This window comes from Pseudothauera hydrothermalis (assembly GCF_003345255.1).
Classification (GTDB): domain Bacteria; phylum Pseudomonadota; class Gammaproteobacteria; order Burkholderiales; family Rhodocyclaceae; genus Pseudothauera; species Pseudothauera hydrothermalis.
The window spans coordinates 1,788,685-1,814,522 of record NZ_CP029331.1 but is presented as its reverse complement, the minus strand read 5'-3'; the positions used below and the strand labels follow the sequence as shown (position 1 = coordinate 1,814,522).

Genomic DNA, 25,838 nt, shown 5'->3' with positions numbered 1-25,838 from the left:
CGGTGCGGCGTGGGTCCGAAGCAGCGCATCGAACAGCAGCCCGCCTTTGTGCTGCACACCTATCCTTGGCGCGAGACCAGTCTGATCGCCGAGATTCTGTCGCGCGATCATGGCCGGGTGGCGCTCTTGGCCAAGGGCGCGCGCCGTCCGCAATCGCCGCTGCGCGGGGTGTTGATGGCTTTCCAACCCTTGCTGATAGCCTGGTCCGGCGGCGGGGAGATCAAAACCCTGGTGCGCGCAGAATGGCAGGGCGGCCAGCCGCTGCTCAGCGGGCGCGCACTGCTGTGCGGTTACTATGTCAACGAACTTCTGGTGCGTTTGACCGCGCGCGAGGACGCTCATCCGCACCTGTTTGCAGCCTATGCCGGGGCGTTGCGCGAACTCGCCCGAGGTGGCGCCTATGCGCCAGTGCTGCGCCGCTTTGAATTGGCCCTGCTGCATGAGCTCGGCTACAGCGCTGGACTGGGCGCCGAGGCCGACAGTGGCCAGCCGGTGCGGCCCGATCAGAACTACCTCTATATAATCGAGCGCGGTCCGGTGCCGGTTGCCAGCGACATTACCCCCGCGGACGATTCCTTACTGATCAGCGGGCGGAGCCTGTTGGCGATGGTGCGCGGCGACTTTTCCGCCACCGAAACCCTGGTGCAAAGCAAAAACCTGCTGCGCGCCATCATCAACCACTACCTGGGCGGCCAGCCATTGCAGTCGCGCCGGGTGCTGAAGGAGTTGCAGGAGCTGTGATCGAACTCGGCGTCAATATCGACCACGTGGCCACGCTGCGCCAAGCCCGTCGGACCTGGGAGCCGGACCCGGTATGGGCCGCAGTGGAAGCCCACCTGGGCGGCGCGGACGGCATCACCATTCATTTGCGCGAGGACCGTCGTCACATCAACGACGAGGATGTGCGCCGCCTGCGCGAACTCACCCAGGTCAAGCTCAACCTGGAAATGGCGGCTACCGCCGAGATGGTCGGCATCGCCTGCCGGGTCAAGCCCGAGATGGCCATGCTGGTGCCTGAGGGGCGCCAGGAGGTGACCACCGAAGGCGGCCTGGATATCGTCGCCAACGAGTCCGCGCTCAAGGATGTCGTGGCCCGCCTGACCGATGCCGGTATCCTCACCAGTGTGTTCATCGATGCCGATCTGGCACAGGTCGACGCGGCTGCGCGCATTGGTGCGCGGGTGTGCGAGGTGCATACCGGCCCCTACGCCCACGCTTTTCACAGCGCCGGGCGCGATCCCGAAGCGCCGGCGGTGCGGGCCGAACTGCAGCGCGTCGCGGTTGCGGGCGAGGCCATACGCGCATTGGGCATGCGCTTCAATGCCGGTCATGCGCTCAACTACTACAACGTTCAACCCATTGCCCGCCTGCCCGGTGTGCGCGAGCTGCACATCGGGCACGCCATCGTCAGCCGCGCGGTGTTCGTTGGTTTGCGTGAGGCCGTGGCGCAGATGAAGCGGCTGATGCGCCAGGCTGCCGGCCAGCCGGTATGATTCACGGCATCGGTACCGACATCGTCGCGGTGGCGCGGGTGCGCCAGGCGTTAAGACGCCATGGCGAGCGTTTCGCTGTGCGTATTCTGGCCGCCAGCGAGCGCGCCGCCTGGGCGGCCAGCCGCGATCCGGCGCGCTTTCTGGCCAAGCGCTTCGCTGCCAAGGAAGCCTTTGGCAAGGCGCTCGGTACCGGTGTGGCGGTGCCCGCCACCCTGCATGCGGTGGCGGTGGAACATAATGCCCTGGGTCAGCCTCATTTCGAGTATGACGAACGTCTGGCGATATACATGGCCGAGCGCGGTTTGTCCGCCCACCTCAGTCTGGCCGATGAGGCAGATCATGTGGTGGCTTTTGCTTTGATCGAACGCGCATGACGGTCTGTGCGGTGAAACTTCCCATGGGGCCGGTGATGGTGGACCTGGCGGGCACCACGCTTACCGCGGCCGAACGCATCCGGCTACAACACCCGTTGGTCGGCGGTGTCATTTTGTTTACCCGCAATTTCAGCGACTCCGAACAACTGGCTGCGCTCACCGCCGACATTCGCGCGCTGCGCACACCGAGCTTGCTGATTGCGGTCGATCACGAGGGCGGCCGGGTGCAGCGTTTTCGCAGCGATGGTTTTACCCGCTTGCCGGCGATGCGTACGCTGGGCGCCTTATGGGAAGACGATCATCTGGCCGCGCTGGATGCGGCGCGCGACACCGGTTTCGTGCTGGCCGCCGAACTGCTTGCCCACGGGGTGGATTTCAGTTTTGCGCCGGTGCTCGATCTGGACTACGGCTGCAGCCGGGCGATCGGCAACCGCGCCTTGCACCGCGATCCGGCCGTGACTGCTGCGCTCGCCCAGGCACTGGTGGCTGGCATGATGGATGCCGGCATGAAAAGCGTTGGTAAGCATTTTCCCGGACATGGCCATGTCGAGGCCGACTCCCACGTCGAGGTGCCGGTCGATGAGCGCAGCTTCGAAGCGATCTGGGAGGAGGATATCGCGCCCTATCGCCATCGTCTGGGGCGGCAGCTCGGCGGGGTGATGCCGGCGCATGTCATCTATCCGGCGGCTGATCCCCATCCGGCCGGTTTTTCGCGTTTTTGGTTGCAGGATATCCTGCGTGGCCGCATCGGTTTTACCGGTGCGATCTTCAGCGATGACCTCAATATGGCCGGTGCGATGGTGGCCGGCGACATCCTCGGCCGTGCGCGTGCGGCCCATGAGGCCGGCTGCGACATGGTATTGGTGTGTAACCGTCCCGATTTGGCCGACGAGTTGCTCGGCCGCTGGGCGCCCGCGCCAAAAACCGCCGCCAGCCAGCGCTTGGCTGCGCTGCGCGGCCAGCCGCGCCACCCCGATCCGTTCGCACTGGAGCTCGTTCCGCGCTATTGCCATGCGCGCCAAGCGGTGCATGCCTTGGTTGCGCGCGATCTGGCGGCCCCGATGATGGCCGCCGGCACCAGCGGCGATACCCCGCCTGCGCAAGTATGAGCAGTCGCGCAACGCCTGGTTTCGATGCACGTACCTTCCTCAAGACGGTACCGGAGGAGCCCGGCGTCTATCGAATGATCGGCGCAGAAGAGCGTGTGCTCTACGTCGGCAAAGCCAAGAATCTCAAGCGCCGGGTTGCCAGCTACTTCCAGAAGACGCTGTCCAGCCCGCGCATTGCCATGATGGTGGCGCAAATCGTGCGGGTCGATGTCACCCCGACCCGTTCCGAAGCCGAGGCGTTGCTGCTGGAAAACAATCTGATCAAAAGCCTGGCGCCGCGCTACAACATCCTTTTTCGTGACGACAAGTCTTACCCTTATATCGAGCTATCGGCCGACCCGTTTCCCCGCCTGGCTTATCACCGCGGCGCCTTTGCCAAAGGGGCGCGCTACTTCGGACCGTTTCCCAATGCCTGGGCGGTGCGCGAGAGCATTCATCTTCTACAAAAAACCTTCCAACTGCGCACCTGTGAAAACTCGGTGTTCCATAACCGCTCGCGGCCTTGTTTGCTGCATCAGATCAAGCGCTGCACCGCTCCGTGCGTGGGCTTGATCGATCAGGCGGCGTACGCGGCCGATGTGAAACTGGCCGCGCGGTTTCTGGATGGACGCGCCAGCGAAGTCATCGATGACCTGACCGCGCGCATGAACGCGGCCGCAGAGCGGCTGGAATTCGAACACGCGGCCGGCTACCGCGATCAGATCCGGGTGCTGCAAGCGGTGCTGCATCGCCAGTTTGTCGATAGCCGCAAAGACGAAGACGTAGACATCATCGCTGCGGTCGAAGACGGCGGTGTGGCCTGTGTGAATATCGCCATGGTGCGGGGCGGTCGTCATTTAGGCGATCGGCCGCAGTTTCCGGCCAACGCTGCAGGCTGTAGTGCGGAGGATGCGTTGGCAGCGTTCATCGAGCAGCATTACGCGATGCACCCGATGCCGGCACGCCTGCTGGTTCAGACGCCTTCGGCGGCCTTACGCGAGTTGCTCGCCGAGCTCTCGGATACTCCTTGCACGCTGGTTGCGCCGCGTTTCGCGGCCGAGAAGGCATGGATGGAGATGGCGCACAAAAACGCTCGGCTCGCCATCCAGGCGCGCGCACGCGATACCGGACGCAGCGAGCAACGCCTGGAAGCACTGCGCGAGGCGCTGGATCTGGCCGAGCTGCCCAGGCGCATCGAATGCTTCGATATCAGCCACACCATGGGTGAAGCCACCGTGGCCTCATGCGTGGTCTGTGTCGATGGTCAGATGAAAAATGCCGACTACCGGCGCTACAACATCACCGGCATTACCGCTGGCGATGATTTTGCCGCGATGCGTCAGGTGCTGGAGCGCCGCTACGGCAAAGTGGCAGCCGGGGAGGGCTTGTGTCCCGATCTGATCTTGATCGACGGCGGTCGTGGGCAGGTGAGCGCAGCGCGTGCCATCCTGGCCGAAGTCGGCCTCGAGGCAGTGCCCATGATCGGCGTGGCCAAGGGCGAAGACCGCAAGCCGGGGCTGGAGTCGTTGATTTTTCCGGACGGGCGCGAACCGCTGCATTTGAGCCCGGATGCCCCTGCGCTGCATCTTATCCAGGAAATCCGCGACGAAGCCCACCGCTTTGCGATCACCGGGCACCGCGCGCGTCGCGCCAAGGCGCGCATCGGCTCGCGGCTGGAAGACATCCCCGGCGTCGGCCCGACCCGGCGGCGCAACCTTCTGGCTACCTTCGGTGGTCTGGACGGCGTGCGCAAGGCCACCGTGGAGGACTTGTGCCGGGTCGACGGCATCAACCGAAAACTTGCCGAACAGATATACTCGGCGCTGCATTGATGCTTCGATCCCGCGGCCGCCGATGGCCCAAACCCATGCCTGTCAACATACCCAATACCTTGACCTGGGGGCGCATTGCGCTCATTCCGCTATTCGTCGGCGTGTTTTATCTCCCCGACAGCATGCTTACGGCCGGGCAGAAGAACCTGGTGTCGACGGTCATCTTCATCATTGCTGCAGTGACCGACTGGTTCGACGGCTATCTGGCGCGCAGTTTGAAGCAAACCTCGGCTTTCGGCGCTTTTCTCGACCCGGTGGCCGACAAACTCATGGTGGCCGCCGCGCTCATTTTGTTGGTGCAGCTCGGCCGTGTGGATGCCCTGATTGCGGTCATCATCATTGGCCGGGAAATCACCATTTCGGCGCTCAGAGAATGGATGGCGCAGGTCGGTCAGTCGGCTAGCGTCGCGGTGGCCTTTGTCGGCAAACTCAAAACCGCGGCACAGATGACCGCGATTCCGATGCTGCTTTTCAATGCCCATGTGCTACGTATCGACATGACCGATCTAGGCCGGGTGTTGATCTATGTGGCCGCGGCGCTGACCCTGTGGTCCATGGGTTACTATCTGCGCCGGGCCATGCCTTTGCTGTTGGCGCATGGAAAAGAAGAACGAGGCGGTTGACAGAATAAATTGAAGGTCTATAATGGCGGTCTTTCCGGCGGGAATAGCTCAGTTGGTAGAGCGCAACCTTGCCAAGGTTGAGGTCGCGAGTTCGAGACTCGTTTCCCGCTCCATATTCTCTTGGGCTTGGCATTTACCGGGCCTGGCGTAACCCGATGTAGAGAGTCGGGGCGGCCGTCCAGATCAGCGGCGCGATGGCAGAGTGGTTATGCAGCGGCCTGCAAAGCCGTGTACCCCGGTTCGATTCCGAGTCGCGCCTCCAAAACTTTGTCTTACGTTGTTCGTCCGAACAAAAAAAGCCTACCACTCGGTAGGCTTTTTTGTCTCAACTTAAGCCGTCCAGGCCCGCTTCACGATCGATCCAGCCTGCATGCGCCGGCAAGGTCCAGCTCGGGTTTTTTGGCCGAAGTGCGCAGATCGAGCAGGCCCAACACGGTGTGAAACAGATGGTCGTGGGTGGCGGGTTGGGCCGCGCGCGCGCGCAAGCACTCGGTGTCGAGCGCAAAACGTCGGGCAAAGCGCTCCGAAAGCCATATCAGCATGGGAACTTTCTTCTGAACGTCCGGCGCAATCGCGTAAGGCACCCCGTGTAGATAAAGGCCTTGCTCACCGAGCGATTCACCGTGGTCGGAGGCATACACCAGTGCGGTATCGTAAGTATCTTCCAACTGCTTCAACCAGCCGATGGTCTCGGCCAGCATGTGATCGGTATAAACCAGTGCATTGTCATAGGCGTTGACGATTTCGGTGCGGGTGCATTGGGCCAGATCGGCGTTCTGGCACGCGGGTTGAAAGGTGGCAAACTGCGGCGGGTAGCGGCGATAGTAGGCCGGTCCATGGTTGCCGCGCATATGCAGAAACAGCGCACTGTTTTCAGGACGCCCCGAAGTGAGGCGGCGCGCTCCTTCGAGCAACACTTCGTCAAGACACACATCGCCGCTGCAATCGTCCGGGGCGGGTTTCCAGAAATCCAGACCATCGCAGGTACCCTTGCAGCCGGATTGGTTGTCCAGCCAGATCGTGCGCAGACCTGCATGAGCGAACACATGCGGTAACGATTCGCTGCGGCGTATCAGAGATTCGTCATAATCATCCCGTCCGTAGGGCGACAGCATGCAGGGCAGGGAAACTTCGGTGCTGGTGCCGCAGGCCGTGACATCGGCAAAGTTGATCACATCGAGCGCCGCCAACCGGGGTGTGGTGGGGCGCGTATAGCCCGACAATCCCCAGTTGGCGGCGCGGGCGGTCTCCCCGACAACCACGACCACGAGCACTGGCCTGTCGGCTTTACGCGCTTCGGGAAGGCTCGCGTCCAGGCCTACCGGGATGCGCGCTTTGGATGCACCGGCCGAGCTTGAGCCATAGGCGTTGCGGGCGAGCCCGTAGATCAGATTGGCCGGGGTGATGAGGTAGCGTGCTGCGGTGTGATTGCGCAGAAAGGCCGAAAGAGTTTGGTAACTCGCCAGGGCCGCCAGCGCCACCGCTGCTGCGGCCAGCACAAGGCTGCCCAGCCGCAGACCGATCGCGCCGATCAGCGCACGCCCTGTCAGCCGTGGGCGTTGTGTGCTGCGCAGGATCACCAATAGTGGTGGCAGCACCCATACCGACACGGCAGGAATCATCGACCACGATAAGAGCTCGGAGGCCTCTCGCAGGTCGGTATTGAGCACATTGCGTATCATCTCCGGATCGAGATAGACATGGAACTTGCGCATGTAATACGCGGCCAGACCGGTCGAAATGGCTACCAGCGCCAGAGCAGGGCGGACGAAGGCGCGGGGCAGCACTGAAACAAACAGTGTGAGGACGATGAAATGCACACCGGTCAGCAGTATTGCAAGCGCTACAGCGTAAGCAATACTGCCGGCATTTAGCAGTGTGCGGCCGTCCAAGGCAGCGCTCCAAAAGAGCGGATTGCACGCCGCTGTAAACCACAGGCTGAGCAGCAAAGTCAGTGTCTCGGTGCGCAGCGCGGGTCGCGTGACGAGCAGCGCCTGGATGTGCCGACGCAAGCGCGTTGCAGCGCTTGCCGTCGCCGACGCATTGACACAGTCGCCGTTGGGCACGGCGCCGAGTGAGCGAACAGGTTGTGGATCTTGCACGGTTCCCTTGTCCGATGATGGATAAAGGTGTAAGTCTTGGGACCGGGGATTAAGCCGAGCTTAAACCGAAAGATGTTCGGCAACTGGACAATGAAGGGGCCTTGAACGGTTCGTAATCAGCGTCAAGCATGTTGCATCGTGCCGCGAACGGCGGTATAGTTCGCCCCCGTTGCGCAGCAGAAAGCGCACAAGACAATGCGGGAATAGCTCAGTTGGTAGAGCGCAACCTTGCCAAGGTTGAGGTCGCGAGTTCGAGACTCGTTTCCCGCTCCAGACATGTTCGGGGGCAAGGTCAAAGACCTTGCCCCCGATTGCTTTGGAAGGCCAAAAAATGCCCGGTGAAATGCGTTCTGGCCGCAAATTGCCTCTCGGAGCGGTGCGTCCCGATTATGGCGCCGATGGGCTTTATGGCCTGATCGCCGGTGTGCGACGCTGGTTGGCCGGCTGCGAAGACGGCCTGCCCTGGCGGCTTTCTAACGATGCCGTAAAGCGCCCAGGGGAGGTGCTGGTATTCTGGCTGGTCGATGGCTTGGGCGACGCGTTTTTGCAGCGCTACGGTGTCGGCAGCGTTTTACTGCACCATCGCCGCCGGCGGCTGACCAGCGTGTTTCCATCCACCACGGCCAGTGCCATAACAACGGTGATGACCGGTTTGGCGCCGTACACTCATGGTTTGACCGGCTGGTTCATAAACGAGCCGCGCTTTGGTGGCGTGTTGGCCCCTTTGCCGCTGACTAGGCGCGGGAAGGGCGCGGTGCGCGGCGCCAGCCTGCTTTCTCGGTTGTTTCCCTTTCCCAGCCTGTATCAACAGGCGCGCAAACCCTGCGTGGTGATTGCGCCGCGCCATATCGCCGGATCGGCTTTCTCGCTACGGCACTGTCGTGGCGCACGTGTCGAAGCTTATCGCGGCGTAAATGAACTGGTGGCGCGTGTGGTCGAAACCGTCCGGGCCTTGCGAGCTCGGGGTGGCGGATATGTGTATGCCTACTACGAACGCTTCGATGCGCTCAGTCACCGCTACGGCTGCCGCTCGGCACCGGTGCTCGAGGAATTTGCCCGTATCGACCGCGCTTTTGGCAGCTTGCTCGAGCGTCTGGCAGGCAGTGGTGCCGAAGTGCTGGTGAGCGCGGATCATGGTTTCATCGACAACCCGCGCGAACGGCGCATTCGCCTGGATACCCGTCGGGAGGTTGCTGCGATGCTCGCCTCTGCGCTGTTTGGCGAGCGACGGGCTGCGTTTTGCAAGGTTCGCAGCGGAGCCGAGCACGAGTTCGAAGCCTGGGCGCGCGAGACGTTGCCTGGAAAAGCACTGCTGCGCCGCTCTGCCGATTTGGTGGCAGAGGGTTTGTTCGGGCCAGGCATCCGTCACAAAAGGCTGAGCGAACGGGTAGGTACCCATACCCTGCTGATGGAACGCGGCTGGACAATCATCGATCGCGTGCCGGCAGAGCGCCCGCCTGAGCTGATTGGTGTGCACGGCGGCTTGAGCGCCGAAGAGATGTGGGTGCCGCTCATCGGCGCACGCTGCGACTGAAGCGCCTCGAACCGGCGCAGCGTGCCATCTGCACTCAGTGCAGGTCCTCGTCGCCCGGAACCGGTAAGACCATGATGCCTTCTTCGAGCAGCTCTTCCAGATCCTCGCGTGCAGCTTGCCCGCGGATGCTGCGCGCTTCGGCTTCGCCGTAATGAATGCGGCGCGCTTCTTCCGGGAAGCGTTCGCCCACATCTTCGGATTCACGCGCCATGCGCCGCAGCAACGCCATGACCACGGCCGCTTCCGGCGTCATCGCCGAAGCCGGTCCGGGTGGGTGTTGAATTCCGCCTGGGGCCGGATGGGTGGGCGCCTCGGGCGGTTGTTGATGACGGGTCACCACATAAGGCGCAGAAGGCAGACGAGAGATGTCTGCCGAGCCGCAAACCGGACAGGTCACCAGTCCGCCTGCGAGCTGTTGGTCGAATGCCTCGGCCGAGGCAAACCAGCCTTCGAAACGATGTTCTTTGTCGCACCCCAAATTGAACACGATCACGAGCGCATCTCCACAATGCGGTGGCGTACTACTTAGACCCGCTGGCTACCGCCGGGTGCCCGTCGAGGCCTGGCCGAAGAACGGCAATCCAATGCGAGACTCGGCACCGCCCGCATGCTTGTTTGCGGCGATAGCAAACCAGGGGGCGCACGATACCGCGAAGTTTGTTGCTGCGCCAGTGCCTTGTGCCCTGTGCTTCGGGGCATTGCGCCGGCATCCGGATGTGCGTGCGTTCTGCCGCTCGCGCGCGGTACAATCCGCGCTTTGCCCGGGTGATGAAATTGGTAAACATAGCGGACTTAAAATCCGCCGCCGACAGGCTTACGGGTTCGAGTCCCGTCCCGGGCACCAATACTGTTTTCGCATGCAGCCACTATAAGTAAAAAAGCTTTAAAGTCAAAGATTTGAAGCGATAGCTGCAACCTAATTTGGCGCTCCGCGGTGATGTTTTGTAGGCTTCGCCTCACATAAATTTCACAGGGCGTTTCACACGTGACCTCGATCAAACCGCACGGCGGCGGCGCTTTTGCCGGCTCAAGGGGACACGTCCAGCGCTTGGTGCAGATCGGCGATTAGATCGTTGGTGGCTTCGATGCCGATCGATAAACGCAGCAGGTCGGGCGGGCATATCGTGCCGGGGCCTTCCACACTGGCCCGGTGTTCGACCAGGCTTTCCACCGCGCCAAGCGAGGTGGCGCGCTTGAAAACCCTCAGACGGCCGGCCACCGCCATGGCCGCGCGCTCTCCGCCGGCCACACGGATCGACAGCATGCCGCCGAAGCCGCCTTGCATCTGAGCGGCAGCCACTGCATGGCCGCCGTGGCTGGGCAGCCCGGGATAGAGCACTTGGGTGAGGCGCTTGTGCCCATGCAAGGTTTCGGCGATGCGCTGGGCCGAAGCGCAGGCGTGGCGCACTCGCAGCGCCAAGGTGCGCATGCCGCGCAGCAGCAGCCACGCCTCGAAGGGGCCGAGCACCGCGCCGGCTACAGCGCGCTGCTGCCGTACCCGCTGCCATAGCGGTGAATCTTCACGGCATACCAGGGCGCCCGCCACTACGTCGGAGTGGCCGTTGAGGTATTTGGTGGCCGAATGCATGACGAAATCTGCACCCAGCGCCAGCGGCCGGGTGAGCAAGGGCGTGGACACGGTGGAATCCACCGCAACCAGGGTGCCAGCGGTGCGTGCAGCGCAGGTAGCGGCGATGTCGGTGATCTCCCAGGTGGGGTTGGCCGGGGTTTCGATCCACAGCAAGCGCGGCGGCCGGGCGCGCAACTTGGCCGACAGCGCGTTGTGGTCGGCGTTGTCATAAAAATCCAAAGTGATCTGACCGCGCTCAGCCAAGGTTTGCAGCCAGTTGCGCAGCCCCCAGTACATGATGCGCGGCGCCAGCACGTGTGCGCCCGGCTCCAGGGCCTGAAGCAGCGCGTTGGCGGCAGCCATCCCGGAGGCAAAGAGCAGGGCCTGGTACCCGCTTTCGAGGGCGGCGAGCAAGGCTTCGGCCTGGTCGTAGGCCGGGCTGTGGTCGCGCGCATAGACCCGACCGTCCGGATAGCTGCCGTCAGCGGCGCGCTCGAAGGTGCTGGCCGGATGTAGGGTGGGTGCCAGATCGCGGTGCTCGGGGGCGACCCAACCCAGCGCCTGGGCGGCGAGGGTATCTGGAGAAAGCGTGTGGGGCGTGCTCATGAGTATGACGAGGTTCTGCGTGACAGCCAGCGGTTGGCGCGGACGCGTGGCCAAGCGGCCCCAGGCAGCCTTTACAATAAGGGGCTTTTTAATCGCTGCTGCTTGGCGGCCATTGTAATCCATGCCCTTGACCTCCCAGGCCCGATCTTTGTTGGATATGGTGTACCGTGTGGGTGCGCCGCGTTTTCATGAATTGTCGGTGGCGCAGGCCCGCCATTCTTTTCAGAAGTTGCTGTTCGCGTTTCGTCCTGAAGCGCCTGCCGTGGCTGCGGTGACCGAAGTGCCGATACCGGGACCGGACGGCAGTGTATTGTTGGCCCGTCTGTACCGCCCGCTGTCTGCTGGACCGGGGGCGGTGCTGGGTCTGCTGATTTATTTCCATGGAGGCGGGTGGTGTGTGGGCGATGTGGACAGCTATGACGTGCTGTGCCGCGAGCTGGCCAACGGCGCCGGCTGCGCGGTGCTATCGGTGGATTACCGGCTGGCGCCCGAGCACCCGTTTCCGGCCGCGGTCAACGATGCGCGTTTGGCTTTTGACTGGGCGGTGGAGCATGCCGGGCTGCTTTGTATCGACCCGCAGCGTATCGCCTTGGGCGGCGACAGCGCAGGCGGCAATCTGGCCATCGTCACTGCGCTGGCCCTGCGGGATGCGCACCGCTGCCAGCCGTGTTTTCTGCTGCTGGTTTATCCGTGCACCGAAATCCTCAGCCAACGTCCATCCCGGCAGATCTATGGCGACGGTTTCTTCCTGGATCGGGAAAGTCTGCAGTGGTTTTTCGAGCGTTACTTGCCCGCGGGGCAAGCCGAGGATTGGCGTGCTTCGCCAATGCGCGCGGCCTCTTTGGCCGGTCTGCCGCCCATGCTGTTGGTGACTGCAGAATGCGATCCGCTCACCGACGACTGCGTGGCTTTTGCCGAGCGGGTGCGGGCCGAAGGTGGGGCGGTGACGCATCTGCCGGTGGCCGGCATGGTGCATGGATTTTTGACCTTGGGTAAGCTTTTCCCGGAAGCGCGCGATACGGTCAATGCCGCTGCGCAGCGCTTGCGCAGCGCGCTGACCGGATAGCCGACTCAGCCTGTGGCCGGCGCAGTGCCGGCGGCATGTCGCTGCCAGATGGCTTCGATCCGGGAGCGGGCATGGCAGAAGGCGTCGACGCAATCGCGGTCCAGTTTTGGGCCCGCCAGAGTGCGCAAGTGAGCAAACGCCTCGCTCAAAGACCACGGGCGTTTGTAGGGGCGCTGACAGGTCAGCGCGTCGAACACATCCACCGTGCTGACGATCCGGGCGCTCAAAGGGATGGCGTCGCCGCGGATGCCGTAGGGGTAGCCGCTGCCATCCAGGCGTTCGTGGTGCCAGGCCACCACATCGTGCAGGGTCCGCATGCCCGGCGCGTTGTGCAGGCGAAAGTCGTGGATCAGACGTGCCACCATACTGTGGCCGAGCGTCACGTGTTCTTTCATCAGCTCCCATTCATGGGCTTCAAAGCGTCCTGGTTTGAGCAAAATGGCATCCGGAATGCCGACCTTGCCAATGTCGTGCAGTGGGCCAAAGAGCGCGAGTTCGGCGATGAATGCATCCTTCAATCCATGCGCCGACGACAATTCAGCGGCCAGCGCCAGGATGTAGTCTCGCAGGCGAAGCTGATGCTCGCCGGTTTCGCGGTCGCGGGTCAGTGTGAAGTCGAGCGCGAAGCGCGTGGTGCCGATCAGCGTGCGCACCGATTCGATGCTTTGCGCCACCAGACTGGCGGCCATCGGTGCCCAGGCGAGTAACTGGCATATCTGCGAGGCTGGCAGGGGTACGGCCGGGTCCGATTCGATGATCAGCAAGCCATGCAAGCGCTGATCGCGCCGCAGCGGTGCGGCCAGCAGCGGGCAAGTGTGTCCGTCGGCGGCCCATTCCAATGCCGGATCGATGCGGATGAAAGCGGTTTGCGCACTGTCGAGGGTGACGCAGCGTGATAGCACCGGATTGTCTGCGAGGTTTGCCACCCCGTTGGGGCAGGGCAGCACACGGTGCTCACTGTCCGCCCAATAGGTCAGGCGGCTCGGGTCGGCATCGGCCAAAAACACGCCAACCCGGACAATGTCGGGCTGGATTGCGGCAAGTTGCCGCTGCAGCTCCGCCAAACGGCCCGGCAGGGTATTGGCCAAAAACGTGTCGGCAATCTGTGCATCACCCACAAGCGGCGCGTCCATGGCGGTATTCCCGTTGCTTTGTCCCCGTTTGAGACCCGGTGGACAGCGCAGAAATTCCCCGGCAATGGGCGGCTCGGGCGGTCTGTTCAGTGCGATCGTGAGGTTTTACCGCGGCAGTTGCAGCGCTTGGTCAGGTTGTCTCAACCGACCACCGCAGCCAGCAGCTCCTGCCGGCCGGCCTGCGCCGCTTCGAGCAATTCGTCATACTTGCTGCGGTCGAGGCCGGCGATACAGGTGTCACGCAGGGCTGCACGGTTATCCAGACCTAGCAGCGAATCGAAGGGGTTGGGCGTGTCAGTCGCCAGGGTGGCGATGAACACGATGTCGGAAAGATTTTCGGGCGGCCAGTTGCCAGCGTAAGGGTCTTCGTACTGGAAGGCATCGACGATGGCTTCCGGCAGCTCAAAGGCTTCCAGAATGGCGCGCCCCACCGGTTCTTCCCAGGTGGAGACGAACTCGGCGAAACGGCTCATGTTCTCTTCCAGAGCCGGGTAATCCGCGGCGCGGGCAAGCAGGAAAAACTGGCCGATGTCGATCATGATGCCGGCGAGCATTGCGGTATCCGGGCGGACCGTGCACAAATGACGGGCCAAAGCGTATGACCAGGCCGCCACGTCCACCGAGTGCATCCACAGGCCAGAGGCCACCAGACGCATCTGGCGCGAACGGTGGTCTTGAGCGAGTTGTTCGGCGGCCACCGCGAAGGCCAGGCAACGCAGTGCGGACAGCCCGATACGCTTGACCGCCTCATTGACCGAGGTCACCGGCCTGCCATAAGGATTGAGCAGCACTGCGTTGGCCATGCGCACTGCTTTGGCGCTGAGCACCGGTTCGGCGCGCACGGCCGCGGCAATCTCCTCCATAGTGGACTCGGGATTGTCCGCCAGACGCTTGATACGCAGGGATACGTCCAGTGCGGTGGGAAAGTTCAGCCGACCTTCCTGCAATTCGTCTTCAATTTGCGAGGCAAAGGCTTGAGCCTGCCGTTCGAATTCCTGCATGAGCCTGACTCCCAAACGCGATGCCTGCAGTGTAGCGCGAGAAGCCCCGGCAGGTTCAGCCCTGCGGCGGGCGCAGCACCGCCTTGCCTTGGGCTAAGCGCTCGACCTGGGCCAAGGTGGCCACCGGCACGCCGAGCGCCTCGACGGCTTCATGACCGCGTTTGAAGCGCTTTTCCACGATGAAACCGGCCGCCAGTACCTCGGCGCCGGCTTCTCGCGCCATATCGACCAGGGCGACCGCCGTGCGGCCGTTGGACAAAAAATCATCTACCAGCACCACGCGGGCACCCGGCTGCACATAGCGCTGAGACATGACCAGCTTGGTCTCACCACCTTTGGTCGGCGATGGAATCACGCGCGAAATATAGGGCGATTCCACTTGCGGCGCGTATTTCTTGGCGTAGACCAGCGGCAGATTGAGCGCTTGCGCCACCGCCAGCCCCGGCGCAATACCGCTGGCCTCGGCGGTGAGGATCAGGGTTGGATGAAAGGCAGACAAACGTCGCGCCAATTCGCGGCCCAGCTCCATGATGAAAGCCGGCTCGATGCGATGGTTGAGAAAATGGTCGATGCGCAAAATCTGCTCGCCGATGACAGTTGCTTCGGCCTCGATACGGCGGGTGAGCGGTCGATAAGGGGCGGTGAGGTCGTGGGCGTCGGTCATGGCGGGGCTCTGCAATGGGATGGTGCGCGCGTGGCGGCCGCAAAAAAGAGCGCGATTCTAACCCGGCCGGCGCGCGCACTTGTATGGGGGCTTGAGCGGGCGTCAGTTCAGTGTGGCGCTGGCGAGCTTAGCGCCGAAGCCGATGAACAGTCCGCCTACGCTGCCGGTAGCGGCTGCCGCCAGGCGCCGGCGCCGACGAAACTGCGCGGCCAGATAAGCACCGCCAAAAATTAGTGCCGACAGGTAGAGCGCACTACATACCTGTACGATGGCGCCGAGGATGACGAAGGACAGACCGGGATAGGCGTAGTTGGGGTCGACGAACTGGATGAAAAAGGAGACGAAAAACAGAATGGCTTTGGGGTTCATCAAACTGATCAACAGCGCACTGCGGAAAGGGCGAGCAGCGCTGGCTGCCGGCGGTTGAGACGGCGATTCGACTTCAACGGCCTGCGGACGGCGCCAGTTGGCAATGGCGGCGCGTATCAGACCCAACCCGATCCAGGCCAGGTAGGCCGCGCCTGCGTACTTGATGGCCATGAACAGCTCCGGCGTGGCACGCAGCAGCGAGGCGGTGCCGGTGGCCGCCAGGATCATCAAAATGGTATCGCCGGCAAAAATACCGCACGCGCCGCGGTAGCCGGCCCCCACACCCCAGCGCGAAGCGACCGACATGACGTAAAGCGAGTTCGGCCCCGGCAGCAGGACGATGAAGATCGTTCCCAGAATGAAAGTGGGCAGGTCGGTGATGCCGTAGAACATGGCGCACTCCAGGCGGGCGTTGCGTGTGCTGTGGCGTAAAGCGCACATCTTAGCAAGCGAATCCGCGATCCGGGCAGATGGACAATGCACCGTGCTTGGACGCAACGCGCAATCAATGAATTTGCCCGCAACCGGTGAAAAAAGACGCGGAAGCGTTCGACACAGCCGGGCTGTGGATGTTGTGTCCGCACTGAGCGTCTGCGCCGGTGCGCGTCTGCTAGCCGAGGAGGGGTATCTCGGGCGATAATCACCGGCTACGCCAGAAGAGATAATGAAGTAATGAAGCGTGTGGATGACTTTCGCCTGAAGTTCGGCAAGCATGAGTTGGTGCCGATCGTGATCGGCGGTATGGGGGTGGATATTTCGACTGCCGAACTTTCGCTGGAAGCCGCGCGCCTGGGCGGGATCGGTCATATTTCGGATGCCATGGTACCCACTGTGTCCGACCGCCGCTTCAAGACCAAGTACGTCAAAAATAAGCTTCAGCAGTACAAGTTCAATGTCGACAATGCCGACAAGTCGGTGGTGCAGTTCGACCTTGGTCTGCTGGCCGAAGCCACCGCGCTGCACGTCGGGCGCACCATGGAAGCCAAGCGCGGCCCCGGCATGGTGTTCATCAACTGCATGGAAAAGCTGACGATGAACGCGCCCAAAGAAACCCTGAGGGTGCGGCTGACCGCGGCCATGGACGCGGGGATCGACGGCATCACGCTGGCGGCCGGCCTGCATTTGGGTTCTTTTGCGCTGATCGAAGACCATCCGCGCTTTCGCGATGTGAAGCTCGGCATCATTGTCTCCTCGTTGCGCGCTTTGCAGCTTTTTCTCAAGAAAAGTGCGCGTACCGGCCGACTGCCCGACTATGTGGTGGTCGAAGGTCCGCTGGCAGGCGGTCATCTCGGTTTTGGCATGGACTGGGCGCAGTACGATCTGGCCACCATCGTGGCCGAGATTCAGGCTTGGCTAGCCGCCGAGCATCTGGACATTCCACTGATTCCGGCTGGCGGTATTTTCACCGGTACTGACGCGGTGCGCTTTCTGGAGGCCGGTGCCGCGGCGGTACAGGTGGCCACCCGCTTTACCGTGACCCGAGAGTGCGGACTGCCTGAAGATGTGCAGCAGGAATACTTCAAAGCCAGTGAAGAGGATATCGAGGTCAATCTGATCTCGCCCACCGGCTACCCGATGCGCATGTTGAAAAGTAGTCCAGCCATCGGCAGCGGCATCCGGCCAAACTGCGAGGCATATGGCTATTTGTTGGATGCCAAAGGCAATTGTCAGTACATCGAGGCTTACAACCGGGAAGTCGCCCGCCATCCGGAAGGCACCAAGGTCAAAGTGTTCGACAAGACCTGCTTATGCACCCACATGCGCAATTTTGACTGCTGGACTTGCGGGCATTACACCTACCGGCTCAAGGACACCACGCGCAAAGACGAGAACGGACGCTACCGGATTCTCTCGGCCGAGCATGTGTTCCGCGATTACCAGTTCAGTACCGAGGGCAAAATCGCCCTGCCGGATGCGTGAAATGCGCTTTAGCGGATGTTTTCGGCGTGAAACAGCACCGCCTGGTCGCCCACGAAATTGACGTTGATGTAGCTTTGTTCGTTACCCCAGGTGCAACTGCGCGCGGCGAGTAGATCGTTGCAGCGGTCGGGTTTGCCCAGGATGGCGCGTACTTCTTCATAGGTCATGCCTGCTTTGAGTTTGTCGTAGTTGTCGGCGGTCACCTTGCTGCAGGCTGTCAGCGACACGGCGAGCAGCAAAGCGGTGAGCGTAAGGAAAAAGGGCTTCATGTCGGACTTCCAGGGGGCGTAGAACAGACCCATTATGCCGCGAAGCCGGATTTGTTGCGGTGGCGATTCGTTGTTGGGTTAGACTCGGCCATCTTGGTATGGACATCGTGCTGCACCGCCGGGAACATGCGCGCTGCTACGCGCGAGGCGGTGTCGATGCGCGGCGTAGCGTTTAAAAGTCGCATCCACCCTCTATGAAAGAAATCCTCGTCCTTTATTACAGCCACCGGGGTTCGGTGCGGGCGCTGGCCGAGCAGATTGCTCAGGGCGTGCATCAGGTGCCTGGGGTGGCGGCGCGGGTGCGTACCGTGCCGCGTGTGTCGACCGTGTGTGAGGCCGTCGCCAACGACATTCCGGACGACGGGCCTCCTTACGTCGAGGAGCGCGATCTGGCCGAATGCATTGGCTTGGCCTTGGGTAGCCCGACGCGGTTTGGCAACATGGCCGCGCCGATGAAGTACTTTCTGGACGGTTTGGCTGGCGCCTGGGCCAACGGCACGCTGACAGGCAAGCCCGCCTGTGTGTTTACCTCATCGGCCAGCCTGCACGGCGGACAGGAAAGCACCCTGTTGTCGATGATGCTGCCCCTGATGCATCACGGCATGCTGATCGTGGGGCTGCCCTACAGCGAAGCGGCGCTGCGTGACACCTGCACCGGCGGCACCCCATATGGGGTCAGTCATGTGGCGGGGCAAGCGGGTAGCGCGCGGCTCAGTGAGCATGAAATTGCACTGGCCCAGGCGCAGGGACGTTTGCTGGCCGGTTATGCCTTGAAACTGGCGGTGTCGGGATGAAGCCGGCGCACTTGTCGCTGGCGGCCAGCGCCAGCCTGATCGCGTTGATGGTGTTGTGCGTGCTGTGGGAAGGCTGGCTGGCCCCGGTGCGTCCGGGCGGCTCTTGGCTGACGCTCAAGGCGCTGCCGCTCTTGTTGCCGATGTTCGGCATTTTGCGCGGTCGGCGCTACACCTATCAATGGACATCGATGTTGTCATTGCTGTATGTGGCCGAAGGCGTGCTGCGCGTAGGCGACCCCGGCTTGATGGGGTTTTTTGCCGCGTCGGAACTCGTTTTGGCGTTGGTGTTGTTTTTCTCCACCATGTTCTACGCGCGGCTCACCGCGCCGTCCCGCCAGCCAGGGGATATGCGCTGATTTCCAGGGGCGGGTGGCGCGAGCTGCTTGCCCGCCACCCGCCGACGAGTGCCGTTCAGACCTGCGGGTTGAGGCGTTCGCGCTTGCTGTGCAGTTTGTTCAGCGCGTTGAGGTATGCCTTGGCCGAGGCGACGATGATGTCGGTATCTGCCCCCTGGCCATTGACCACCTTGCCTGCGAGCGCCAGACGTACGGTAACTTCGCCTTGCGCATCGGTGCCAGTGGTGATGGCATTGACCGAATAAAGCAGCAGTTCGCTGCCGCTTTGCGCTACGTTTTCAATGGCTTTGAACGCGGCGTCGACCGGTCCGGAGCCTTCGGCGGCGCTGCGGATTTCCTGACCGCCGACTGCCAGGGTGAGCTCGGCCCGCGGCTTCTCACCGGTTTCCGAATGAAAGCGGGATGACACCAGCCGGTAGTGTTCGAGTTCGGGCGTGGTGGCCTCATCGCTCATCAGCGCGTGCAGATCTTCGTCGAAAATTTCGTGCTTCTTGTCGGCAAGTTCCTTGAAGCGCGCAAAAGCGTGATTGAGGTGGTCTTCGGATTCGATCACGATGCCCAGTTCCTGCAGGCGCGAGCGGAAGGCGTTGCGTCCGGAGTGCTTGCCCAGCACCAGTTTGTTGGCTCCCCAGCCCACGTCTTCGGCGCGCATGATCTCGTAGGTTTCGCGGTGTTTGAGCACGCCGTCCTGGTGGATGCCGGACTCGTGCGCGAAAGCGTTGGCGCCGACGATGGCTTTGTTGGGCTGCACCGGAAAACCGGTGACCCCGGAAACCAGCTTGGAGGCGGGCACGATCTGGGTGGTATCGATGCCGGTGTCGCACTGGAAAACATCCCGCCGGGTGTGCACCGCCATGACCACTTCTTCCAGCGCCGCGTTGCCGGCGCGCTCGCCCAGCCCGTTGATGGTGCATTCCACCTGACGCGCACCGGCGCGCACCGCAGCGAGCGAATTGGCCACCGCCAGGCCGAGGTCGTTGTGGCAATGCACCGACCACACCACCTTGTCGGAATTGGGTACGCGTTCAATCAAGGTGGCGATGGTGGCGGCAAACTGCTCGGGCACGTTGTAGCCCACGGTGTCGGGCACGTTGATAGTGGTGGCGCCGGCGTCGATGACCGCCTCGAAGATGCGGCACAGAAAGTCGATTTCCGAGCGGCCAGCGTCTTCGGCCGAAAATTCGATATCGTCGGTGTATGCCTTGGCCCAGCCGATCGCTTTGACCGCCTGCTCGACCACCTGGTCGGGCGTCATGCGCAGCTTTTTTTCCATGTGGATCGGGCTGGTGGCGATGAAAGTGTGGATGCGCCCGCGCGCCGCGGGGCGGATGGCCTCCCCGGCACGACGGATGTCGTTTTCGTTGGCGCGCGCCAGCGAACAGACGGTGGAGGTTTTGATCGCTTCGGCGATGGCGCGCACCGATTCGAAGTCGCCATTGGAGGCGGCGGCAAAACCGGCCTCGATCACATCCACCCGCATACGCTCGAGCTGGCGGGCGATGCGCAGCTTTTCGTCACGGGTCATCGAGGCGCCTGGGCTTTGTTCGCCATCGCGCAAGGTCGTGTCGAAGATGATCAGTTTGTCGTTCATGTTCGGCTCCAGCAGGGAGGGATCGATGCGAATCCAGCCGTCCGCCGGCACAGGCGGCAGGGGTTTGGGCTACGGGGGAAGGGGGGATGTCAGTAGTCAGCGCGCAAGGCGCAGCAGCGGACCGAGCGGCAGCAGTCCAGCCGGCAGACGGTGTAGCGACAGGCGGAAAAGAGGGTGTCCGGTCGTCATGCGTCCGACTATAGATCAGCTATCCCAAGCGCTGCAAGAGCGCGTAGTGAACCGGTGATCGAGCAGGGTATCGGGCCATGGTGGCGATTAGGGGCAGGAGGGCGTTTGCGACGCTCGCTCATCGATCCGCTTCATGCTGTTCCTGACGGTGCGCTTCGGCGGCTTCGGCCCGGCGTCGGCGACGGTTCATCCAACGCCAGCCATACAGCACATAGCCGGAAAACGCGTAGGCCAGAAACAGTGCAAACAGTACGCCTGGCGGGTAGCTCGACACCAGCGCAAAGGCGAGTACCAGCGCGATCAAGACGATGAAGGGTACGCTTCGTTTTAGGTTGATGTCTTTGCCGCTCCAGAAGAACACATTGCTGACCATGGAGATGCCGGCAAACACGGTAACGAAGCAGGCCAGCCAACTGACGTCTTCACCGCTCAGGCCGTTGTCGATCACCACCCACACCAGTCCGGCCACCAGTGCGGCGGCAGCCGGGCTGGGCAGGCCCTGAAAGTAGCGTTTGTCGACCACGTCGATGTTGGTGTTGAAACGCGCCAGACGCAGCGCGGCGCCGGCGCAGTAGATGAAGGCGGCAATCCAGCCCAGCTTGCCCAGGTCGCGCAGTGCCCATTCATACATGACCAAGGCCGGGGCTGCGCCAAAAGACACCATGTCGGACAGCGAATCGTACTCGGCGCCGAAAGCGCTCTGTGTTTGCGTCAGGCGGGCGACGCGGCCGTCCAGACCGTCGAATACCATGGCCACGAAAATTGCCACCGCGGCGTATTCGAAGCGGTCGTTCATGGCTTGCACGATCGCGTAGAAACCGGCGAACAGCGCAGCGGTGGTGAACAAATTGGGCAGGATATAAATGCCGCGGCGACGTTTGTCGATCGGGATCAAGTTCATGAGTTAGCCGGCTCCGCTTTTGGCGCAGACGCGCGCACGAACGAAGTTCGGGATTCTACCGTACCCGCAACCGCGTCCGTACGGGGGCAAACGGTGGGTGGGCGTAGCGGACGAAAAAGCCGGGGTGGCTTACGCCCTTCCCCGGCTTGGATCAAGCGATGGGTGGATCAGTTTTTGGATTGATCCACCAGCTTGTTCTTGCCGATCCACGGCATCATCGCGCGCAGTTGAGCACCAACGCGCTCGATCGGGTGGTCGGCAGTCAGGCGGCGACGGGCGGTCATGCTGGGATAGCCGGTGCGGCCTTCGAGGATGAACATCTTGGCGTATTCGCCGCTCTGGATGCGCTTGAGGGCTGCGCGCATGGCTTGGCGCGAGCTTTCATTGATGACTTCCGGGCCGGTTACGTACTCGCCGTACTCCGCATTGTTGGAGATCGAGTAGTTCATGTTGGCGATGCCGCCTTCGTACATCAGGTCGACGATCAGCTTGAGTTCGTGCAGGCACTCGAAATAAGCCATTTCGGGGGCATAGCCGGCTTCCACCAGGGTCTCGAACCCCATCTTGACCAGCTCCACCGCACCGCCGCACAGCACCGCCTGCTCGCCGAACAGGTCGGTTTCGGTTTCTTCGCGGAAATTGGTTTCGATCACGCCCCCCTTGGTACCGCCGTTGGCTGCAGCGTAAGACAGGGCAATGTCGCGGGCCTTGCCGGATTTGTCCTGGTGTACCGCGATCAGGGTCGGCACGCCGCCACCCTTGAGATATTCGGAGCGCACGGTGTGGCCCGGGCCCTTGGGCGCGATCATGATGACATCCAGGTCCTCACGCGGCACCACTTGGTTGTAATGCACATTGAAGCCATGGGCAAAAGCCAGCGCTGCGCCTTTTTTGATGTTGGGCTCGACCTCTTCCCGATAGACCTGCGGGATGGTCTCATCGGGCAGCAGAATCATCACCACGTCTGCGCCCTTGACCGCCTTGGCGATTTCTTCGACCTTCAGGCCGGCGCTTTTGGCCTTATCCCAGGATGCGCCACCTTTGCGCAGACCGACGGTGACTTTGACGCCCGAATCGTTGAGGTTTTGCGCATGCGCATGGCCCTGCGAGCCGTAGCCGACGATGGTGACCTTCTTGCCCTTGATCAGGGAAAGGTCGGCGTCCTTGTCGTAATAAACTTTCATGGTTTTCCTTTCGGTTTTCGATGAGGGTTGGGTCGCTCCGGTGCCGCTTTGGAAAAGGGTTTCGCATCTGCCTCGGGGTCGATGCCCGCCGTTGCGACGACTCGTGATCAGACCGACGGCGGCAATGATAGCGGGGCTTTCGTCCGATGCGAAACTCGAGCGCCCATCAAAGCTTGAGGATGCGGTCGCCGCGGCCGATGCCACAGATCCCGGAGCGCACGGTTTCCAGAATCAGGTCATTGTCGATGGCGCCGATGAAGGCGTCGAGCTTGGCTTGATTGCCGGTCAGCTCAACGACATAGGACGTCTCGGTGACATCGATGATGCGCGCACGGAAAATGTCCGCGGTGCGCTTGACTTCCTCGCGGTCCTTGCCGGTGGCGCGCAGCTTGATCAGCATGAGTTCGCGTTCGATGTGCGCGGCTTCGGAAATGTCGACCACCTTGACCACTTCGACCAGCTTGTTCAACTGCTTGGTGATCTGTTCGATGATGTCGTCCGATCCGCTGGTGACGATGGTCATGCGCGACATCGAGGCGTCTTCGGTGGGTGCGACGGTGAGCGATTCAATGTTGTAGCCGCGCGCGGAAAAAAGCCCGGATACGCGCGACAGCGCGCCGGCCTCGTTTTCGATCAGCAGGGAAATGACATGACGCATGGTGTTGAGCTTTCCAGTGTGTTCGGGGGCTGCGGTTACAGGTCTTCGGCGGAGAGGATCATCTCGGTCAGGCCCTTGCCACCTTGGACCATCGGATAGACGTTCTCGGTCGGGTCCACCTGGAAGTCGAGAAACACCAGTTCATCCTTGTGCCGGGTGAAGGCTTCGCGCAGCGCCGGTTCGACGTCGGCCGGGCGGTCGACACGGATACCTACATGGCCGTAGGCTTCGGCCAGCTTGGCGAAGTCGGGCAGCGAGTCCATGTAGGATTCGGAATAACGCCCGCCGTGGAACAGTTCCTGCCATTGGCGCACCATGCCCAGGTAACGGTTGTTCAGATTGCAGATTTTGATCGGCAGGCGGAATTGCTTACAGGTCGAAAGCTCCTGGATGTTCATCTGAATGGACGCCTCCCCGGTGATGCAGGCCACCTGCATGTCCGGATTGGCGAGCTTCGCGCCCATGGCATACGGCATGCCCACGCCCATCGTGCCCAGGCCGCCGGAATTGAGCCAGCGGCGGGGTTTGTCGAAGCGGTAGTACTGTGCGGCCCACATCTGGTGCTGGCCCACGTCGGAGGTCACGATGGCCTCACCGCCGGTGACTTCCCAAAGCTTTTGCACCACGAACTGCGGTTTGATGATTTCGTCGGAATTTTTGTAGGCCAGGCAGTTGCGGCTGCGCCATTCTTCGATCTGCTTCCACCAGGCTGCAAGATTGTCCGGATTGGGCCGTGCGGCGCCGGATTCGATCTGGCGGATCATCTCCTGGAGCACTTCGCGCACGTCGCCGACGATGGGCACATCCACCTTGACGCGCTTGGAAATGGACGACGGGTCGATATCGACGTGAATGATCTTGCGGGGTTCTTCGGCAAAATGCGCCGGATTGCCGATGACCCGGTCGTCAAAGCGCGCGCCCACGGCCAGCAGCACGTCGCTGTAGTGCATGGCCATGTTGGCTTCGAAGGTGCCGTGCATGCCCGGCATACCCAGGAATTGGCGGTCGCTGGCCGGGAAACCGCCCAGCCCCATCAGCGTGTTGGTAATCGGAAAACCCAGCAGACGGGCAAGATGGGTAAGCGGCTCGGCGGCCTCTGAAAGGATGACGCCGCCGCCGGTGTAGATCATCGGCCGCTTGGCTTCGAGTAAAAGTTGCACCGCCTTGCGGATCTGTCCCTGGTGGCCGCGGACCACCGGGTTGTACGAGCGCATCGAGATTTCTCGAGGATACTCGAACTCGCAGCGCTGCATGCTGACATCCTTGGGAATGTCCACCAGCACCGGGCCGGGGCGGCCGGTTCTAGCCAGATAAAAGGCTTTTTTGATGGTCGGCGCAATATCGCGCACATCCTTGACCAGAAAATTGTGCTTGACACAGGGACGGGTGATGCCGACGGTGTCGACTTCCTGGAAAGCGTCCTGACCGATTGCCGCGGTGGGCACCTGGCCGGAAATGATCACCAGTGGAATGGAGTCGCAAAACGCGGTGGCGATGCCGGTGACCGCATTGGTGGCGCCCGGCCCGGAGGTCACCAGCGCCACGCCGACCTTCTGGGTGCTGCGCGCGTAGCCATCGGCCGCGTGCACTGCAGCCTGTTCGTGGCGCACCAGTACATGGCGGACCTGCTCCTGCTGAAAGAGCGCGTCATAGATGAACAGTACGGCGCCTCCGGGATAGCCGAAAACGTATTCAACCTTCTCTTCCTGCAGACACCTGATTACAATTTCCGCGCCGGTCAGCACCATCGTCGCAAACTCGCTCAGTATTACGTTTGAAACGGCTGACGTTACCCTGCGACCCGGTTTTGGTCAAGAATCCCGCTGCCGTTGGCGACACAACTCGCTTGGCCGGTCCAAGTCCGCGCGGCGGTAAGTGGTCCGGGCTTCTGTTGGTCCGTTCGCTCGGGGGCGTGCAGCGCGGTCCGATACATTGCCGCGCGCCGCTGTCTGATCTCACCCATCGCTGGCCGTTACGCCGCAAAAAATCATCCGATGACTGCTCCCGATTCCTCTGTGGCCGCTGCGCCGCGTTTGGTGGTCGAACCGGCCGGCCTGCGCCGCCGCTTGGCCAGCATGCTGTATGAGTCGCTATTGTTGCTCGGGGTGCTGGCCCTGGTGTTTTTGGTGCCTTGGCTGGCGCTGGGCATCGGGTTGGGCGTGGCGCCGCCGGGTTGGCTGGCGTGGATGCACCTGTTCATCGCCTTGGGGGTGTACTTTATCTGGTACTGGCGGCGAGGCGGACAGACTTTGGCGATGCAGACTTGGCGCCTGCGTATCGTGGATGCGGCCAGCGGGCGCCAGCCGGGCCTGGGTCAATGCCTGCTGCGTTACGCGCTGGCTTGGCCTTCGGTGATGTTGTTTGGCGTCGGCCTGCTATGGGCGCTTGTCGATCGCGATCGGCAGTTTTTGCACGATCGTCTGGCCGGCACCGTGATCGTGTTGCTGCCCGGCAATTTGGGCGCACCCAAATAGCCGACACCGACGGCGTCGATGCGTCGCGCGGGGAACGCCGAACTCGG

General features: G+C 62.3%; 25 protein-coding genes and 4 tRNA genes. 16 read left to right on the top strand and 13 right to left on the bottom strand.

Annotated elements, in window-relative coordinates:
- The first annotated feature begins 9 nt into the window (after window positions 1-9).
- From recO to DIE29_RS08725, 8 genes are all read left to right on the top strand, one after another.
- Window positions 10-741, top strand: a complete 732-nt coding sequence (gene recO, locus DIE29_RS08760) for a DNA repair protein RecO (protein ID WP_114649680.1) — start codon at window positions 10-12, stop codon at window positions 739-741.
- A complete protein-coding gene (locus DIE29_RS08755; RefSeq protein WP_102041465.1) occupies window positions 738-1,493 on the top strand; it encodes a pyridoxine 5'-phosphate synthase in 756 nt (251 codons plus the stop codon). Before recO ends, DIE29_RS08755 begins: the two co-directional genes overlap by 4 nt.
- Window positions 1,490-1,867, top strand: coding sequence for a holo-ACP synthase (gene acpS / locus DIE29_RS08750; RefSeq protein ID WP_102041466.1), 378 nt, complete (start codon window positions 1,490-1,492; stop codon window positions 1,865-1,867). The genes DIE29_RS08755 and acpS overlap by 4 nt, the downstream gene beginning before the upstream one ends.
- Entirely contained in the window at window positions 1,864-2,976 is a 1,113-nt protein-coding gene (gene nagZ, locus DIE29_RS08745) for a beta-N-acetylhexosaminidase (protein WP_102041467.1), read from the top strand. Before acpS ends, nagZ begins: the two co-directional genes overlap by 4 nt.
- Window positions 2,973-4,787 (top strand): excinuclease ABC subunit UvrC, encoded by a 1,815-nt coding sequence (gene uvrC / locus DIE29_RS08740; protein ID WP_108079945.1) that lies wholly within the window; start codon window positions 2,973-2,975, stop codon window positions 4,785-4,787. The genes nagZ and uvrC overlap by 4 nt, the downstream gene beginning before the upstream one ends.
- A gap of 35 nt (window positions 4,788-4,822) precedes the next feature.
- Window positions 4,823-5,410, top strand: coding sequence for a CDP-diacylglycerol--glycerol-3-phosphate 3-phosphatidyltransferase (gene pgsA / locus DIE29_RS08735; protein ID WP_102041469.1), 588 nt, complete (start codon window positions 4,823-4,825; stop codon window positions 5,408-5,410).
- 37 nt (window positions 5,411-5,447) lie between these two features.
- A tRNA-Gly gene (locus tag DIE29_RS08730) sits at window positions 5,448-5,523 on the top strand.
- A gap of 75 nt (window positions 5,524-5,598) precedes the next feature.
- Window positions 5,599-5,672: transfer RNA gene (locus tag DIE29_RS08725), tRNA-Cys, on the top strand.
- Window positions 5,673-5,760: 88 nt separating this feature from the next.
- On the opposite strand, the gene DIE29_RS08720 is transcribed toward DIE29_RS08725, so the two are convergent.
- Window positions 5,761-7,422: a phosphoethanolamine transferase gene (locus DIE29_RS08720; RefSeq protein ID WP_237269431.1), complete on the bottom strand. Its 1,662-nt coding sequence runs from the start codon at window positions 7,420-7,422 to the stop codon at window positions 5,761-5,763.
- Between the two features lie 287 nt (window positions 7,423-7,709).
- Between DIE29_RS08720 and DIE29_RS08715 the strand changes: the two genes are divergently transcribed.
- Window positions 7,710-7,785 (top strand) — tRNA-Gly (locus DIE29_RS08715).
- 103 nt (window positions 7,786-7,888) lie between these two features.
- Window positions 7,889-9,046 carry an alkaline phosphatase family protein gene (locus DIE29_RS08710; RefSeq protein WP_335740046.1) on the top strand — a complete coding sequence of 386 codons (1,158 nt, stop codon included), beginning with the start codon at window positions 7,889-7,891 and terminating at the stop codon, window positions 9,044-9,046.
- A gap of 34 nt (window positions 9,047-9,080) precedes the next feature.
- Here the strand turns inward: DIE29_RS08710 and DIE29_RS08705 are convergent, their stop codons facing one another.
- Window positions 9,081-9,539, bottom strand: coding sequence for a DUF1178 family protein (locus tag DIE29_RS08705; RefSeq protein WP_102041470.1), 459 nt, complete (start codon window positions 9,537-9,539; stop codon window positions 9,081-9,083).
- Window positions 9,540-9,805: 266 nt separating this feature from the next.
- Here DIE29_RS08705 and DIE29_RS08700 point away from each other — a divergent pair.
- Window positions 9,806-9,890, top strand: a tRNA-Leu gene (locus DIE29_RS08700).
- A gap of 183 nt (window positions 9,891-10,073) precedes the next feature.
- Here DIE29_RS08700 and DIE29_RS08695 read toward each other — a convergent pair.
- Window positions 10,074-11,222, bottom strand: a complete 1,149-nt coding sequence (locus DIE29_RS08695) for a trans-sulfuration enzyme family protein (RefSeq protein ID WP_114650291.1) — start codon at window positions 11,220-11,222, stop codon at window positions 10,074-10,076.
- A gap of 121 nt (window positions 11,223-11,343) precedes the next feature.
- Here DIE29_RS08695 and DIE29_RS08690 point away from each other — a divergent pair, with 121 nt between their 5' ends.
- Window positions 11,344-12,288, top strand: coding sequence for an alpha/beta hydrolase (locus DIE29_RS08690; protein WP_114649679.1), 945 nt, complete (start codon window positions 11,344-11,346; stop codon window positions 12,286-12,288).
- Between the two features lie 5 nt (window positions 12,289-12,293).
- On the opposite strand, the gene DIE29_RS08685 is transcribed toward DIE29_RS08690, so the two are convergent.
- The 4 genes from DIE29_RS08685 to leuE form a co-directional block, all read right to left on the bottom strand.
- Window positions 12,294-13,421, bottom strand: coding sequence for an HD-GYP domain-containing protein (locus DIE29_RS08685; protein ID WP_102041472.1), 1,128 nt, complete (start codon window positions 13,419-13,421; stop codon window positions 12,294-12,296).
- Between the two features lie 140 nt (window positions 13,422-13,561).
- Entirely contained in the window at window positions 13,562-14,422 is an 861-nt protein-coding gene (locus DIE29_RS08680) for an HDOD domain-containing protein (RefSeq protein WP_114649678.1), read from the bottom strand.
- A gap of 55 nt (window positions 14,423-14,477) precedes the next feature.
- On the bottom strand, window positions 14,478-15,086 hold the full coding sequence (xpt, locus tag DIE29_RS08675; protein WP_102041474.1) for a xanthine phosphoribosyltransferase: 609 nt from the start codon (window positions 15,084-15,086) through the stop codon (window positions 14,478-14,480).
- A gap of 102 nt (window positions 15,087-15,188) precedes the next feature.
- On the bottom strand, window positions 15,189-15,848 hold the full coding sequence (gene leuE, locus DIE29_RS08670; RefSeq protein WP_102041475.1) for a leucine efflux protein LeuE: 660 nt from the start codon (window positions 15,846-15,848) through the stop codon (window positions 15,189-15,191).
- A 279-nt stretch (window positions 15,849-16,127) separates the two neighbouring features.
- Here leuE and DIE29_RS08665 point away from each other — a divergent pair, with 279 nt between their 5' ends.
- A complete protein-coding gene (locus DIE29_RS08665) occupies window positions 16,128-17,375 on the top strand; it encodes a nitronate monooxygenase (RefSeq protein ID WP_102041477.1) in 1,248 nt (415 codons plus the stop codon).
- An 8-nt stretch (window positions 17,376-17,383) separates the two neighbouring features.
- Here DIE29_RS08665 and DIE29_RS08660 read toward each other — a convergent pair whose 3' ends face one another.
- On the bottom strand, window positions 17,384-17,644 hold the full coding sequence (locus DIE29_RS08660; protein ID WP_114649677.1) for an outer membrane protein assembly factor BamE domain-containing protein: 261 nt from the start codon (window positions 17,642-17,644) through the stop codon (window positions 17,384-17,386).
- Between the two features lie 194 nt (window positions 17,645-17,838).
- Here DIE29_RS08660 and wrbA point away from each other — a divergent pair, with 194 nt between their 5' ends.
- A complete protein-coding gene (gene wrbA, locus DIE29_RS08655; protein ID WP_114649676.1) occupies window positions 17,839-18,438 on the top strand; it encodes an NAD(P)H:quinone oxidoreductase in 600 nt (199 codons plus the stop codon).
- Window positions 18,435-18,794 (top strand): DUF2069 domain-containing protein, encoded by a 360-nt coding sequence (locus DIE29_RS08650; RefSeq protein WP_114649675.1) that lies wholly within the window; start codon window positions 18,435-18,437, stop codon window positions 18,792-18,794. Before wrbA ends, DIE29_RS08650 begins: the two co-directional genes overlap by 4 nt.
- Before the next feature lie 55 nt (window positions 18,795-18,849).
- Here DIE29_RS08650 and DIE29_RS08645 read toward each other — a convergent pair whose 3' ends face one another.
- From DIE29_RS08645 to DIE29_RS08625, 5 genes are all read right to left on the bottom strand, one after another.
- Window positions 18,850-20,385 (bottom strand): 2-isopropylmalate synthase, encoded by a 1,536-nt coding sequence (locus DIE29_RS08645; protein ID WP_114649674.1) that lies wholly within the window; start codon window positions 20,383-20,385, stop codon window positions 18,850-18,852.
- A 307-nt stretch (window positions 20,386-20,692) separates the two neighbouring features.
- Entirely contained in the window at window positions 20,693-21,475 is a 783-nt protein-coding gene (pssA, locus tag DIE29_RS08640) for a CDP-diacylglycerol--serine O-phosphatidyltransferase (RefSeq protein WP_102041481.1), read from the bottom strand.
- Window positions 21,476-21,642: 167 nt separating this feature from the next.
- The gene (ilvC, locus tag DIE29_RS08635) at window positions 21,643-22,659 is read right to left on the bottom strand and encodes a ketol-acid reductoisomerase (protein ID WP_102041482.1); all 1,017 of its coding nucleotides are present in this window, start codon (window positions 22,657-22,659) and stop codon (window positions 21,643-21,645) included.
- Between the two features lie 166 nt (window positions 22,660-22,825).
- A complete protein-coding gene (gene ilvN, locus DIE29_RS08630; protein ID WP_108079959.1) occupies window positions 22,826-23,317 on the bottom strand; it encodes an acetolactate synthase small subunit in 492 nt (163 codons plus the stop codon).
- A 35-nt stretch (window positions 23,318-23,352) separates the two neighbouring features.
- The gene (locus DIE29_RS08625) at window positions 23,353-25,065 is read right to left on the bottom strand and encodes an acetolactate synthase 3 catalytic subunit (protein ID WP_114649673.1); all 1,713 of its coding nucleotides are present in this window, start codon (window positions 25,063-25,065) and stop codon (window positions 23,353-23,355) included.
- A gap of 246 nt (window positions 25,066-25,311) precedes the next feature.
- Here DIE29_RS08625 and DIE29_RS08620 point away from each other — a divergent pair, with 246 nt between their 5' ends.
- On the top strand, window positions 25,312-25,791 hold the full coding sequence (locus DIE29_RS08620; protein WP_114649672.1) for an RDD family protein: 480 nt from the start codon (window positions 25,312-25,314) through the stop codon (window positions 25,789-25,791).
- Window positions 25,792-25,838: the final 47 nt, after the last annotated feature.

Bases quoted from the DNA above. Each gene is read 5' to 3' on its own strand.
- acpS (WP_102041466.1), top strand. From the start codon at position 1,490: ATGATTCACGGCATCGGTACCGACATCGTCGCGGTGGCGCGGGTGCGC.
- nagZ (WP_102041467.1), top strand. From the start codon at position 1,864: ATGACGGTCTGTGCGGTGAAACTTCCCATGGGGCCGGTGATGGTGGAC.
- uvrC (WP_108079945.1), top strand. From the start codon at position 2,973: ATGAGCAGTCGCGCAACGCCTGGTTTCGATGCACGTACCTTCCTCAAG.
- pgsA (WP_102041469.1), top strand. From the start codon at position 4,823: ATGCCTGTCAACATACCCAATACCTTGACCTGGGGGCGCATTGCGCTC.
- DIE29_RS08695 (WP_114650291.1), bottom strand. From the start codon at position 11,222: ATGAGCACGCCCCACACGCTTTCTCCAGATACCCTCGCCGCCCAGGCG.
- DIE29_RS08690 (WP_114649679.1), top strand. From the start codon at position 11,344: ATGCCCTTGACCTCCCAGGCCCGATCTTTGTTGGATATGGTGTACCGT.
- DIE29_RS08685 (WP_102041472.1), bottom strand. From the start codon at position 13,421: ATGGACGCGCCGCTTGTGGGTGATGCACAGATTGCCGACACGTTTTTG.
- DIE29_RS08680 (WP_114649678.1), bottom strand. From the start codon at position 14,422: ATGCAGGAATTCGAACGGCAGGCTCAAGCCTTTGCCTCGCAAATTGAA.
- xpt (WP_102041474.1), bottom strand. From the start codon at position 15,086: ATGACCGACGCCCACGACCTCACCGCCCCTTATCGACCGCTCACCCGC.
- leuE (WP_102041475.1), bottom strand. From the start codon at position 15,848: ATGTTCTACGGCATCACCGACCTGCCCACTTTCATTCTGGGAACGATC.
- DIE29_RS08665 (WP_102041477.1), top strand. From the start codon at position 16,128: ATGAAGCGTGTGGATGACTTTCGCCTGAAGTTCGGCAAGCATGAGTTG.
- DIE29_RS08660 (WP_114649677.1), bottom strand. From the start codon at position 17,644: ATGAAGCCCTTTTTCCTTACGCTCACCGCTTTGCTGCTCGCCGTGTCG.
- wrbA (WP_114649676.1), top strand. From the start codon at position 17,839: ATGAAAGAAATCCTCGTCCTTTATTACAGCCACCGGGGTTCGGTGCGG.
- DIE29_RS08650 (WP_114649675.1), top strand. From the start codon at position 18,435: ATGAAGCCGGCGCACTTGTCGCTGGCGGCCAGCGCCAGCCTGATCGCG.
- DIE29_RS08645 (WP_114649674.1), bottom strand. From the start codon at position 20,385: ATGAACGACAAACTGATCATCTTCGACACGACCTTGCGCGATGGCGAA.
- pssA (WP_102041481.1), bottom strand. From the start codon at position 21,475: ATGAACTTGATCCCGATCGACAAACGTCGCCGCGGCATTTATATCCTG.
- ilvC (WP_102041482.1), bottom strand. From the start codon at position 22,659: ATGAAAGTTTATTACGACAAGGACGCCGACCTTTCCCTGATCAAGGGC.
- ilvN (WP_108079959.1), bottom strand. From the start codon at position 23,317: ATGCGTCATGTCATTTCCCTGCTGATCGAAAACGAGGCCGGCGCGCTG.
- DIE29_RS08625 (WP_114649673.1), bottom strand. From the start codon at position 25,065: ATGGTGCTGACCGGCGCGGAAATTGTAATCAGGTGTCTGCAGGAAGAG.
- DIE29_RS08620 (WP_114649672.1), top strand. From the start codon at position 25,312: ATGACTGCTCCCGATTCCTCTGTGGCCGCTGCGCCGCGTTTGGTGGTC.